Here is a 13,664-nt window from a genome sequence, read left to right on the forward strand (position 1 = left end):
CTGCAATGACGCACGTGTTGAAAAAATTTGCGGTCATCATGCTGATCGCCGTGCTGGGGCCGCTCGGCGCGCTGAACGCGCTGGCGGCGTCCTCGCTGTCCGATATCAAAGTGTCGAACGCCCAACGCGAAGCGACGGTGTCGGTGAGCTTCAATGGCCCGCCGGACTACGCGTTTTTCCCGTTGCACGGCCCGGAACGCGTGGTGCTGGACGTTAACCAGAAGGGCAAGGTCGGCGGCCTGCCGCTCAATTTCAGCGGGCAAAACCTGGTGAAAAGCATTCGCTCCAGCGCGCCGAAAGACGCTCAGAGCGTGCGCCTGGTGTTTGATCTGACCCAGCGCGCCAAAACCCGCGTCGCCACCCGCCAGAACGGCGGGGTGCATACCGTGGTGTTCACCATTACGGCCGAAGGCAGTGCCAATACGGTGGTGCGCAAGGCGCCGGTGCAAACGCCTGCGCCGGTTGCGGTCAACCCACCGCCGCGTCAGGCGCCGGTCGTGGTGCGTGAAGCGCCGGAGCCGCCGCTGCGCAAAACGCCGGCGGGATCGAATCCCTTTACCCATAAACAGACCGTGGTTGCAGGCACCGCCACAGAGGTCACGCCGCGCAGCAGCCGCGTTTCCGCCGGTTCCGGCGATCGGGTGGTGGTGGCGATCGACGCTGGCCACGGCGGCCAGGATCCGGGCGCCATTGGCCCTAGCGGGCTGAAAGAAAAGAATGTCACCATCGCCATCGCGCGTCGCCTGCAGGCGATGCTGGACGCCGATCCGCAGTTCAAACCGGTGCTGACGCGTACCGGTGACTATTTCATCTCGGTGATGGGGCGCTCCGACGTTGCGCGTAAACAGGGCGCCAACGTGCTGGTCTCCATCCATGCCGACGCCGCGCCAAACCGCAGCGCCAGCGGTGCCTCCGTCTGGGTGCTGTCCAATCGCCGCGCCAACAGTGAAATGGCCGGCTGGCTTGAACAGCATGAGAAGCAATCCGAACTGCTCGGCGGTGCCGGCGATCTGCTGGCCAACAGCCAGGCCGATCCTTATCTGAGCCAGGCGGTGCTGGATCTGCAGTTCGGCCACTCGCAGCGCGTCGGGTACGATGTGGCGGTGAAAGTGCTGCAGCAGTTGCAGAGCGTCGGATCGTTGCATAAACGCCGGCCGGAACACGCCAGCCTGGGTGTACTGCGTTCGCCGGATATTCCATCGCTGCTGGTGGAAACAGGATTTATCAGTAATAGCACGGAGGAGCGGCTGCTGGGCAGTAGCGCGTATCAGGAGAAGATTGCCAAGGCCATCCATAACGGCCTGCGCAGCTACTTCCTGGCGCATCCGCTGCAAGCCGACCCAAAGGTGGAAAACCGACCGCTGGACGTCGCAGCGGCGGTTAACACCTCAACACCAGACGTGCGCCAGCCTGAGCCTATCGTCAGCTCGGCCGGCGCGAGCCGCAGCGTAAGCGGCAAGACCCAGATCCACGTGGTGAAGCGGGCGGAAACGCTGTCCGGCATCGCCGACAGCTACGGCACGACCATGGCGGCGCTGCGGGATCTGAACAAACTGAAGAAAGACGGCGTGTGGGTGGGGCAACGCCTGAAGGTGCCGGCGGGGAAAGCCGCCGCCGTCACCACCGTCGCCAAGGTGAAAACGCCGGCCAAGAAGCCGTCTAAACATAAAGTGGCCCGCGGGGATACGCTCTCCTCCATCGCTTCTCGCTACGGGGTCAGCGTCGGCGATCTGAAACGGGTCAATAATCTGAAGTCGGACGTCGCGCCGCTGGATCGGACGCTGACCATTCCGCAGGCCTAGCGCCATCGCTACAGGAGTCAGCATGCCTATCCAGGTGTTACCGCCACAGCTTGCCAACCAGATCGCCGCCGGAGAGGTGGTTGAACGCCCCGCGTCGGTCGTCAAGGAGCTGGTGGAAAACAGCCTGGACGCCGGGGCGACGCGCATCGATATCGATATTGAACGCGGCGGCGCCAAGCTGATCCGCATTCGCGACAACGGCTGCGGCATCGGCAAGGACGATCTGGCGCTGGCGCTGGCGCGGCACGCTACCAGTAAAATCAGCACGCTCGACGATCTGGAAGCGATCGTCAGCCTCGGTTTTCGCGGCGAAGCGCTGGCCAGTATCAGCTCGGTTTCCCGTTTGACCCTGACGTCACGCACCGCCGAGCAGAGTGAAGCGTGGCAAGCCTATGCCGAAGGGCGCGAGCAGGCGGTCACCGTCAAACCCGCCGCGCACCCGGTCGGCAGCACGCTGGAAGTGCTGGATCTGTTTTACAACACCCCGGCGCGCCGCAAGTTCATGCGCACCGAGAAAACCGAATTCGGCCATATCGATGAAGTGGTGCGGCGCATCGCGCTGGCGCGTTTCGATGTGGCGATCAATCTCAGCCACAACGGCAAACTGATCCGCCAATACCGGGCGGCGAAAGAAGAAAGCCAGCACGAGCGCCGTTTGGGCAGCATCTGCGGCCCGGCGTTTTTGCAGCATGCGCTGAACATCGACTGGCAGCACGGCGATCTGAGCATCCGCGGTTGGGTAGCGGATCCGGCCGGGGCGCGCCAACTGGGTGAAATGCAATACTGCTACGTCAACTGCCGCATGATGCGCGATCGCTTGATCAATCACGCTATTCGTCAGGCCTATCAGGATCAGCTGAAGGACGATCAGCAGCCCGCTTACGTGCTGTATCTGGAGGTCGACCCGCACCAGGTGGACGTCAACGTTCATCCCGCCAAGCACGAGGTGCGTTTCCATCAGGCGCGGCTGGTGCACGATTTTATCTACCAGGCGGTAACCACCGTGCTGCAGCAGGCCGGTCAGACGCCGCCGCTGCCGCTGGCGGAAACGCCTGACGAAGCGCCCGCGCCGGTCTGGCAGCAGGAAAACCGCGTCGCCGCCGGCGGCAACCATTTTTCTCAGCCTGCGCCGCGTCGCGAAACGCCGCCACCGGCCGGCACCGCCCGCGAGCGTGCACCGCAGCCGGGTTGGCAAACGACCGGCGGTTACCAGAAACGCGAAGGCGAGCTGTACGGTAAACTGATGCAACCCGTCGCCGAGCCGCAGGCCGATGCGGCGCCGGAAGTCTCAAGCAAGCCGCCGCTGTTCCCGCCGGCGAAAGCCGCAGCGGAAACGCCGTTGGCGGGCGGCTCGCACAGTTTTGGCCGGGTGCTGATGATTCATCCGCCGTGCTACGCGTTGATTGAACAGCGCCAGCAGCCGGCGTTGCTCAATTTGACGGTGGCCGAGCGCTGGCTGCGCCAGGCGCAGCTCAACCCGCCGACGGAAGGGCTGCGGCCGCAGCCGCTGCTGATCCCAGTCAAGCTGACGTTGGAAAAGAGCGAAGCGGCGGCCATTGCACGGCATCAGGCGCTGCTGACGATGATGGGGCTGGATCTGCAGGCGGATCACGGCCGTGTGACGCTGCGCGCAGTGCCTTTACCATTACGCCAACAAAATTTACAAAAACTGATACCCGAACTGTTAGGCTATCTGGCCGAACATCAGGAGATGTCGCCCGCGGTGCTGGCCACCTGGCTCGCTCGCCGTCTTGGCAGCGAGCATGAACAGTGGAACACCTCGCAAGCGATACAATTGCTGACCGACGTTGAACGACTTTGCCCGCAGCTGGTCAAATCACCACCGAGCGGACTTTTACAACCCGTTGATTTACAGGTCGCACTGGCGGCCCTCAAGCATGACTAACACTGAAATGACACCACGTCCCCCGGCTATTTTCATCATGGGGCCGACCGCCTCGGGCAAGACCGCGCTGGCGATCGCGCTGCGCGAACGCCTGCCGGTGGAACTGATCAGCGTCGATTCCGCGCTGATCTACCGCGGCATGGATATCGGCACCGCCAAGCCGAGCGCCGAAGAATTGGCGCAGGCGCCGCATCGGCTGATCGATATCCGCGATCCCGCCGAAGCTTACTCGGCCGCGGAGTTCCGCGCCGACGCGCTGAAGGAGATGGCCGACATCACCGCCGCCGGGCGCATTCCGCTGCTGGTTGGCGGCACCATGTTGTATTTCAAGGCGTTGCTGGAAGGATTGTCGCCGCTGCCGTCCGCCGATCCCGCGGTGCGCGAGCGCATCGAACGGCAAGCGGCGGAGCAGGGCTGGGAGGCGTTGCACCGCCAGTTACAGGCGATCGATCCGGTCGCGGCAGTGAGAATTCATCCGAATGATCCGCAGAGACTGTCCAGAGCACTGGAAGTTTTTTTTATTTCGGGTAAAACTTTAACGGAACTGACTAAAATTTCGGGTGAATCGTTACCGTATCAAGTTCACCAATTTGCGATAGCGCCGACCAGCCGTGAGTTGATCCATCAACGCATCGAGCTGCGGTACCATCAAATGTTGGCGGCGGGTTTTGAGACGGAAGCGCGTGCACTTTTCGCACGGGGTGATTTGCATACGGACTTGCCCTCCATTCGCTGTGTCGGTTACCGCCAGATGTGGTCATACTTGTCTGGTGAAATTAGTTACGATGAGATGGTTTATCGTGGTATTTGCGCAACACGTCAGTTGGCTAAACGCCAGATGACCTGGTTACGGGGTTGGGAGTCGGTCCATTGGTTGGACAGTGAAAAGCCGGGAGAGGCTTTGGACTCGGTGACACAGGTTGTTAGTGCATAGGTTGGGTGATTGTGTACAATTGCTGAGTATTCAGCGCGCAAATTTTTTACGTCGTTTATTTTAGAGCCGACAGGTTCTTAGTTACAAACAACAAGCAAATAAGGAAAAGATAGAATGGCTAAGGGGCAATCTTTGCAAGATCCGTTCCTGAACGCATTGCGTCGTGAACGTGTTCCGGTTTCTATTTATTTGGTGAATGGTATTAAGCTGCAAGGCCAGATTGAGTCTTTTGACCAGTTTGTCATCCTGTTGAAGAACACGGTGAGCCAGATGGTGTACAAGCACGCTATCTCTACCGTTGTCCCGTCACGCCCGGTTTCGCATCACAGCAACAACCCGAGCGGCGGTTCAAGCAACTATCACCATGGCAACAATCCGTCTGCGCAGCAACAGCCGCAGCAGGAAAGCGATGACGCTGAATAAAGCGCGTTGCAAGTCAACCATGACGGGGAGCATAAGCAGCCGCGGGCTGTTTATGTCCCCCAAACTCACGGTGAGTGTCCGTTTGAGAGGTTGCACGCTTGTTTGACCGTTATGAAGCCGGTGAGCAGGCCGTACTGGTTCATATCTATTTCTCGCAAGACAAAGATACGGAAGACCTCAACGAGTTCGAGTCGTTGGTTTCCTCAGCCGGTGTCGAAGCTTTGCAAGTGGTGACTGGTAGCCGCAAAGCCCCGCATCCGAAGTACTTTGTCGGCGAAGGAAAGGCCGAAGAAATTGCAGATGCGGTGAAAGCCAGCGGCGCGTCTGTTGTCCTGTTTGATCATTCCCTTTCCCCGGCGCAGGAAAGAAACCTCGAGCGCCTGTGCGAATGCCGGGTGATCGATCGCACCGGGCTGATTTTAGACATCTTCGCCCAGCGTGCCCGCACCCATGAAGGTAAGCTGCAGGTGGAGCTGGCGCAGTTGCGTCACATCGCCACGCGTCTGGTACGCGGCTGGACGCACCTGGAGCGGCAAAAAGGGGGGATTGGCCTGCGCGGGCCGGGGGAAACCCAGCTTGAGACCGACCGTCGCCTGTTGCGCGATCGCATCAGCTTGATTCTGCGCCGCCTGGAGCGGGTAGAAAAGCAGCGTGAACAAGGCCGACGTGCGCGGACCCGCGCCGATGTGCCGACCGTATCGCTGGTGGGCTACACCAACGCCGGCAAATCCACCCTGTTTAACCGAATAACGTCTGCCGAGGTGTATGCGGCGGACCAGCTATTTGCCACCCTGGATCCTACGTTGCGGCGCATCGACGTGCCGGACGTAGGAGATACCGTGTTGGCGGATACCGTAGGCTTTATCCGGCACCTGCCGCACGATCTGGTGGCCGCCTTCAAGGCAACGCTGCAGGAAACGCGCCAGGCATCTCTGCTGCTGCACGTCATCGATGCCGCAGATCCGCGCGTCGATGAGAACATCGAAGCGGTGAACACCGTGCTGGCGGAGATAGACTCGGATGAAATCCCTACACTGTTAGTGATGAACAAAATAGATATGCTGGACGATTTTGTGCCGCGTATCGACCGCAACGACGAAAACCTGCCGATCCGGGTGTGGCTGTCCGCCGCCAGCGGAGAGGGAATTCCGTTGCTGTATCAGGCGTTGACGGAGCGCTTATCGGGGGAGATCGCGCATTACGAATTGCGCTTACCGCCACGGGCAGGCCGTCTTCGCAGCCGTTTTTACCAGCTTCAGGCGATTGAAAAAGAGTGGAACGAAGAAGACGGCAGCATTGGCGTGGTGGTGCGAATGCCGATCGTCGAATGGCGTCGTCTCTGCAAGCAAGAACAGGACCTGATTGACTTTATCGTATGATCATATCCTGTTACATTTATGCTTCGCGAAAGCCTGAAGTACCCAATCACAGAATATGGAGCTAAAACATGGCGTGGAATCAGCCCGGTAATAACGGACAGGACCGCGACCCGTGGGGGAGCAGCAATAACAATGGCGGCAACTCTGGCGGTAACAACAAAGGCGGTCGTGATCAAGGGCCACCTGATTTGGACGATATCTTCCGCAAACTGAGCAAGAAATTGAGCGGTTTCGGCGGGGGCAAAGGCTCCAACAGCAATAGCGGCGGCACCGGCACCTCTGGTCCGGGCTTCAGCGGCCGCATTATCGGTATCGCGGCGGTGGCCGTGGTGGTGATCTGGGCCGCCAGCGGCTTCTACACCATCAAGGAAGCCGAGCGCGGCGTCGTGACGCGTTTCGGCAAGTTCAGCCACCTGGTGCAGCCGGGCCTGAACTGGAAGCCGACCTTCATCGACGACGTGCGTCCGGTGAACGTGGAATCCGTGCGCGAGCTGGCGGCGTCCGGCGTGATGCTGACCTCCGATGAAAACGTGGTGCGCGTGGAAATGAACGTGCAATACCGCGTGACCAACCCGGAAGCGTACCTGTTCAGCGTCGTCAATGCCGACGACAGCCTGAGCCAGGCGACCGACAGCGCCCTGCGCGGCGTGATCGGCAAATACTCGATGGACCGCATCCTGACCGAAGGCCGTACCGTGGTGCGTAACGATACGCAGCGCATGCTGGAAGAGACCATCCGTCCTTACAACATGGGCATCACGCTGCTGGACGTCAACTTCCAGGCGGCGCGTCCGCCGGAAGAGGTGAAGGCGTCGTTCGACGATGCGATTGCCGCGCGTGAGAACGAGCAGCAATACATCCGTGAAGCGGAAGCTTACGCCAACGAAGTTCAGCCGCGTGCGAACGGCCAGGCGCAGCGTCTGCTGGAAGACTCCAAGGCTTATAAGGATCGTACCGTCCTGGAAGCTCAGGGTGAGGTGGCGCGCTTTGCCAAGCTGTTGCCGGAATACAAGTCCGCACCGCAGATCACCCGCGAGCGTCTGTATATCGAAACCATGGAAAAAGTGCTGGGCCATACCCGTAAGGTGTTGGTGAGCGACAAAGGCAACAACCTGATGGTGCTGCCGCTGGATCAGATGCTGCGCGGTCAAGGCGCAGCGCCGGAGAGCGGCAACAAGGATACCAGCCTGATTCGCCTCAATCCGAATCCTGCGCCGGCTGCCAACAGCAGCGCCCCGCGCACCAGCGGCGGTTCGATTATGGATCAGCGCCGGGCGAATGCGCAGCGTGACGACACCACTCGCGTAGGGAGAGAGTAATCAATGCGTAAGTCTTTTGTAGTTATTGTCCTCGCGGTGCTGGTGGTGCTGTACGCTTCGCTGTTCGTGGTGCAGGAAGGCCAGCGCGGCATCGTGCTGCGCTTCGGCAAGGTTCTGCGCGACGGCGAAAACAAGCCGCTGGTGTATGCGCCGGGTCTGCACCTCAAGATCCCGTTCATCGAGACCGTGAAGAACCTGGATGCGCGCATCCAGACCATGGACAACCAGGCCGATCGCTTCGTGACCAGCGAGAAGAAAGACCTGATCGTTGACTCCTATCTGAAGTGGCGCATCAGCGACTTCAGCCGTTACTATCTGGCGACCGGCGGTGGCGACGTCTCCCAGGCCGAAGTGCTGCTGAAACGCAAGTTCAGTGACCGTCTGCGTTCTGAAATCGGCCGCCTGGACGTGAAAGACATCGTGACCGACTCGCGCGGCAAGCTGATGTCCGATGTGCGTGATGCGCTGAACACCGGCACCGTGGGTGACGGCGAAGAAGTGGCGACCACCGAAGCCGATGACGCTATCGCCTCTGCGGCGGCGCGCGTTGAACGGGAAACTACCGGCAAACAGCCGCAGGTTAACCCGAACAGCATGGCGGCGCTGGGCATCGAAGTGATCGACGTGCGTATCAAGCAGATCAACCTGCCAGCGGAAGTGTCCGACGCCATCTACCAGCGTATGCGCGCCGAGCGTGAAGCGGTAGCCCGTCGTCTGCGTTCGCAGGGCCAGGAAGAAGCCGAGAAGCTGCGCGCCAGCGCGGACTACGAAGTGACCCGTACCCTGGCGGAAGCCGAGCGTCAGGCGCGTATCACCCGCGGTGAAGGCGATGCCGAAGCGGCCAAACTGTTCGCCAACGCGTTCAGCCAGGATCCGGACTTCTATGCCTTTATCCGTAGCCTGCGTGCCTATGAAGCCAGCTTCAAGGACAACCAGGACGTGCTGGTACTGAGCCCGGACAGCGATTTCTTCCGCTACATGAAGTCGCCTGATACCCTGCGCAAATAAGCGCGGCAGGCAATCTGATCGAGGGCCCGTTTACGCGGGCCCTTTCTCGTTTTTGGGGGATGCATGAACTCAACGATTTGGCTGGCGCTCGGGCTGGTTCTGGTGTTGGAAGGATTGGGGCCGATGCTGTTTCCGCAGGCCTGGCGCAAAATGATCGTGGCGATGTCGCAGCTGCCGGACGCGACACTGCGGCGATTTGGCGGTGGAATAGTGGTTGCGGGCTGCGTGATCTACTACATGTTGAGCGGCCGCACGGGTCTTTAAAGTCTAGCCCAAAATTTATGCAATCGTATGCTAAAAGTGCTGAAAATCGAAAATTACGGTGGTAGAATCCATTTTTAAGCAATCGGTGATTTTGAAAAATGGGTAAGAACGTCGTCGTACTGGGCACCCAATGGGGTGACGAAGGTAAAGGCAAGGTTGTAGACCTGCTGACTGAACGGGCTCAATATGTTGTGCGCTACCAAGGTGGCCATAACGCTGGCCACACTCTGGTAATCAACGGTGAAAAAACCGTCCTTCATTTAATTCCTTCAGGTATTCTGCGTGAAAACGTCACCAGCATCATCGGCAACGGTGTTGTTCTGGCGCCGGACGCGTTGATGAAAGAAATGGGTGAACTCGAAGCGCGTGGCATCCCGGTACGCGAACGTCTGTTACTCTCTGAAGCTTGCCCGCTGATCCTGCCTTACCACGTCGCGTTGGACAACGCGCGTGAGAAAGCGCGCGGCGCGAAAGCGATCGGCACCACCGGTCGCGGCATCGGCCCGGCTTACGAAGATAAAGTGGCTCGTCGCGGCCTGCGCGTCAGCGACCTGTTCAACAAAGAAACCTTCGCCGTTAAGCTCAAAGAGATCGTCGATTACCACAACTTCCAGCTGGTCAACTACTACAAAGTTGAAGCCGTCGATTATCAGGCGACGCTGGACTACGTGCTGTCTATCGCCGACATCCTGACCGCCATGGTGGTTGACGTTTCTGAACTGCTGGACGGCGCGCGCAAGCGTGGCGATCTGATCATGTTCGAAGGCGCTCAGGGCACCCTGCTGGATATCGACCACGGTACTTACCCGTACGTCACCTCTTCCAACACCACTGCCGGCGGCGTGGCTACCGGTTCCGGCATCGGCCCGCGTTATGTGGACTACGTGCTGGGCATCGTGAAAGCCTACTCCACTCGCGTGGGTGCAGGCCCGTTCCCAACCGAACTGTTCGATGAAACCGGCGAGTACCTGTGCAAGCAGGGTAACGAGTTCGGCGCCACCACCGGCCGTCGTCGTCGTACCGGCTGGCTGGACGCGGTAGCGGTGCGTCGCGCCGTGCAGATCAACTCCCTGTCCGGCTTCTGCCTGACCAAACTGGACGTCCTGGACGGCCTGAAAGAAGTGAAGATCTGCGTGGGCTACCGCATGCCGGACGGCCGTGAAGTGGATACCACTCCGCTGGCGGCTGAAGGCTGGGAAGGCATCGAGCCTATCTACGAAACCATGCCAGGCTGGAGCGAAACCACCTTTGGCGTGAAAGAGCACAGCAAGCTGCCTCAGGCTGCGCTGAACTACATCAAGCGCATCGAAGAAGTTACCGGTGTACCGGTAGACATTATCTCTACCGGCCCGGATCGCAGCGAAACCATGATCCTGCGCGACCCGTTCGACGCATAATCAGGCTTTGCGGCATTAAACAAACCGGGCGCGTCCCGGTTTGTTTTTATCCTGACTCCCTCCGATTGCGGTTTCACGTCAAAAAATCCTTTCATAAACCCGCCTTAGGGCGCGGGATTCGCTAAATAATTAGCGACGAACTCTCCGGCTGGTTTATTATCCAATGAGTAATCTTTTGAATAGCGCCGAAAAGCGGCGTATCAGACGGGTAAAGTGATACCCAGAGGTAAGATGTGCAGTTAACAAGTTTTACTGATTATGGTCTGCGGGCGTTGATCTACATGGCCTCGTTGCCGCAGGACAAGATGACCAGCATCTCGGAAGTGACCGAGGTTTATGGCGTGTCTCGCAACCATATGGTGAAGATCATCAATCAGTTGAGCCGGGTAGGTTTTGTCACGGCGGTGCGCGGCAAGCATGGCGGCATTCGATTGGGCAAACCGGCCGAGAGCATCCGCCTCGGTGACGTGGTGCGGGCGCTGGAGCCGCTTGCGCTGGTTAACTGCAGCAGTGATTTTTGCCACATCACCCCTGCCTGCCGATTGAAGCAGGTGCTCCACCAGGGCGTACAGAATTTCCTTGAAGAGCTGGATAAGCATACGTTGGCCGACATGGTCGAAGACAATCCGCCGCTCTACAAGCTATTGCTTGTCGAATAAAACGACGTTGAGAAGACAAGGCTCAACGTCATCCTGCTGATGACAACGGAGGAACCGCAATGTCACAAGATCCATTCCTGGAACGAGAAGCAGAAAAATACGAATCCCCTATCCCTAGTCGTGAATATATCCTGGCCCATTTGGCGAAACGAGAAACGCCGGCCAGCCGCGAAGAGCTGGGCAACGAACTGGGCCTCAGCGGTGAAGAGCAGCTGGAAGCGCTGCGCCGCCGCCTGCGCGCCATGGAGCGCGATGGCCAGTTAGTGTTTACCCGCCGCCAGTGCTACGCGCTGCCGGAACGTCTGGATCTGCTGCGCGGCACGGTGATCGGCCACCGCGACGGCTACGGCTTCCTGCGCGTTGAAGGCAGCAAAGACGATCTGTACCTGTCTGCCGAACAGATGAAAATGGCGATCCACGGTGACGTGGTGCTGGCGCAGGCCTTGGGCGCGGATCGCAAAGGGCGCCGCGAAGCGCGCATCGTGCGCGTGCTGGTGCCGAAAACCAGCCAGATTGTCGGCCGCTTCTTCATGGATGCCGGTACCGGCTTCGTGGTGCCGGACGACAGCCGTCTGAGCTTCGATATTCTGATCCCGGCAGACAGCGTCAGCGGCGCGCGCATGGGCTTTATGGTGGTGGTGGAGCTGACTCAGCGTCCGACCCGCCGTACCAAGGCGGTCGGCAAGATCGTCGAGATCCTCGGCGACAAGATGGGCACCAGCATGGCGGTGGACATCGCGCTGCGCACCCATGAGATCCCGCATACCTGGCCGCCGCAGGTGGAAAAGCAGGTGGCCGATCTCAGCGAACAGGTGCCGGAAGCGGCCAAGAAGGGCCGCGTCGATCTGCGCAAGCTGCCGTTGGTCACCATCGACGGTGAAGACGCGCGCGACTTCGATGACGCCGTGTACTGCGAGAAAAAACGCGGCGGCGGCTGGCGTCTGTGGGTTGCGATCGCCGACGTCAGTTACTACGTGCGCCCGCGCACCGCGCTGGACGATGAAGCGCGCAGCCGCGGCAACTCGGTGTACTTCCCGTCGCAGGTAATCCCGATGCTGCCGGAAGTGCTGTCCAACGGGCTGTGCTCCCTGAACCCGCAGGTCGATCGCCTGTGCATGGTGTGCGAGATGACCATCTCCGCTCAGGGGCGCCTGTCCACGGCCAAGTTCTACGAGGCGGTGATGAGTTCTCACGCCCGCCTGACCTACAACAAGGTGTGGCACATTCTGCAGGGCGATCAGGAGCTGCGCGAGCATTACCATCCGCTGGTCAAGCACTTGGAAGAGCTGCATGCGATGTACAAGGTGCTGGATAAGGCGCGCGCCGAGCGCGGCGGCATCGCATTTGAAACCGAAGAAGCCAAATTCATCTTTAACGCCGAACGCCGCATCGAGCGCGTGGAGCCGACGGTGCGCAACGACGCCCACAAGCTGATCGAAGAGTGCATGATCATGGCCAACGTGGCGGCCGCGCGCTTCGTCGAGAAACACAACGAGCCGGCGCTGTACCGCGTGCACGATCGTCCGAGCGACGACCACATCTCCGCGCTGCGCAGCGTGCTGAGCGAGCTGGGGCTGACGTTGGGCGGCGGCAACAAGCCGCAGCCGAAGGACTATGCGGTGCTGATGGATGAAGTGTCTGAACGCCCTGACCACGAAATGCTGCAAACCATGTTGCTGCGCTCGATGAAGCAGGCGATTTACGATCCGGAAAACCGCGGCCACTTCGGCCTGGCGTTGGCGTCTTACGGCCACTTCACCTCGCCGATCCGCCGTTATCCGGATCTGGCGCTGCACCGCGCGATCAAATACCAACTGGCCAAAGAACACGGCGAGCCGAAAGAGCGCTGGACGCCGACCGGCGGCTGGCACAGCGAATTCGAAGAGATGCTGCAGCTGGGCGAACACTGCTCGATGACCGAGCGCCGCGCGGACGAAGCGACGCGCAACGTCGCTGACTGGCTGAAGTGCGACTTCATGCAGGATCACGTCGGTGAAGTGTTCAGCGGCATCATCTCCAGCGTGACCGGCTTCGGCTTCTTCGTGCGCCTGAACGATCTGTTCATCGACGGGCTGGTGCACGTATCAACGCTGGATAATGATTACTATCGCTACGATAATATCGGCCAGCGCCTGATCGGCGAGTCTTCCGGCACGGTCTATCGCCTGGGAGATACGGTGGAGATCCGCGTGGACGCGGTGCATATGGACGAGCGCAAGATCGATTTCGCGCTGGTATCCAGCACCCGCAAAGCGCGCGGTGAAGGCAAAACCGAGCGCGATCGCGCCAAGAAGGGCGGCCAGCGTACGCTGCGCGACAACGGCAGCGCGGGGCGCGGCAAGCGTCGCGGCGGCAAACCGCCGGCCAACTTCGAGCCGGACAGCGCCTTCCGCAAGCAGGATGACGCCAAGCCCGCGGACAACGTGAAGAAGGCGAAGAAGAAAGCCAAGAAAGCGTCCGACAAAACGCGGAAAATCGCGGCGGCGACCAAAGCCAAACGCGCAGCCAAGAAGAAAGGTGCCGAGCAGGCCTAACCTGCCGCACATCGTTATCATCGGCCGGTTATCGCCGGC

At 60.1% G+C, this 13,664-nt stretch carries 11 protein-coding genes; all 11 read left to right on the plus strand.

Annotated features, from left to right (window positions below):
* The first annotated feature begins 5 nt into the window (after positions 1 to 5).
* Complete coding sequence (gene amiB, locus C9411_RS05390) at positions 6 to 1,802, plus strand: N-acetylmuramoyl-L-alanine amidase AmiB (protein ID WP_107226629.1); 1,797 nt, start codon at positions 6 to 8, stop codon at positions 1,800 to 1,802.
* A 22-nt stretch (positions 1,803 to 1,824) separates the two neighbouring features.
* Entirely contained in the window at positions 1,825 to 3,708 is a 1,884-nt protein-coding gene (gene mutL, locus C9411_RS05395; protein ID WP_107226630.1) for a DNA mismatch repair endonuclease MutL, read from the plus strand.
* Positions 3,701 to 4,642 carry a tRNA (adenosine(37)-N6)-dimethylallyltransferase MiaA gene (gene miaA, locus C9411_RS05400; protein WP_063991628.1) on the plus strand — a complete coding sequence of 314 codons (942 nt, stop codon included), beginning with the start codon at positions 3,701 to 3,703 and terminating at the stop codon, positions 4,640 to 4,642. Before mutL ends, miaA begins: the two co-directional genes overlap by 8 nt.
* 114 nt (positions 4,643 to 4,756) lie before the next feature.
* Complete coding sequence (gene hfq, locus C9411_RS05405) at positions 4,757 to 5,065, plus strand: RNA chaperone Hfq (protein ID WP_004933678.1); 309 nt, start codon at positions 4,757 to 4,759, stop codon at positions 5,063 to 5,065.
* 98 nt (positions 5,066 to 5,163) lie between these two features.
* Positions 5,164 to 6,444, plus strand: a complete 1,281-nt coding sequence (hflX, locus tag C9411_RS05410; RefSeq protein WP_004933675.1) for a ribosome rescue GTPase HflX — start codon at positions 5,164 to 5,166, stop codon at positions 6,442 to 6,444.
* 68 nt (positions 6,445 to 6,512) lie between these two features.
* Positions 6,513 to 7,763 carry an FtsH protease activity modulator HflK gene (hflK, locus tag C9411_RS05415; RefSeq protein WP_033636782.1) on the plus strand — a complete coding sequence of 417 codons (1,251 nt, stop codon included), beginning with the start codon at positions 6,513 to 6,515 and terminating at the stop codon, positions 7,761 to 7,763.
* A gap of 3 nt (positions 7,764 to 7,766) precedes the next feature.
* A complete protein-coding gene (hflC, locus tag C9411_RS05420) occupies positions 7,767 to 8,771 on the plus strand; it encodes a protease modulator HflC (protein WP_004933669.1) in 1,005 nt (334 codons plus the stop codon).
* Between the two features lie 63 nt (positions 8,772 to 8,834).
* Positions 8,835 to 9,035, plus strand: a complete 201-nt coding sequence (locus tag C9411_RS05425; RefSeq protein ID WP_004933666.1) for a DUF2065 domain-containing protein — start codon at positions 8,835 to 8,837, stop codon at positions 9,033 to 9,035.
* A 98-nt stretch (positions 9,036 to 9,133) separates the two neighbouring features.
* Positions 9,134 to 10,432: an adenylosuccinate synthase gene (locus tag C9411_RS05430; RefSeq protein ID WP_033648701.1), complete on the plus strand. Its 1,299-nt coding sequence runs from the start codon at positions 9,134 to 9,136 to the stop codon at positions 10,430 to 10,432.
* Between the two features lie 233 nt (positions 10,433 to 10,665).
* Complete coding sequence (gene nsrR, locus C9411_RS05435) at positions 10,666 to 11,091, plus strand: nitric oxide-sensing transcriptional repressor NsrR (RefSeq protein ID WP_033636784.1); 426 nt, start codon at positions 10,666 to 10,668, stop codon at positions 11,089 to 11,091.
* 59 nt (positions 11,092 to 11,150) lie between these two features.
* Complete coding sequence (gene rnr / locus C9411_RS05440) at positions 11,151 to 13,625, plus strand: ribonuclease R (RefSeq protein ID WP_063991627.1); 2,475 nt, start codon at positions 11,151 to 11,153, stop codon at positions 13,623 to 13,625.
* Positions 13,626 to 13,664: the final 39 nt, after the last annotated feature.

The sequence above is a fragment of the Serratia sp. Nf2 genome, from assembly GCF_003028435.1.
Taxonomy (GTDB): domain Bacteria; phylum Pseudomonadota; class Gammaproteobacteria; order Enterobacterales; family Enterobacteriaceae; genus Serratia; species Serratia marcescens_L.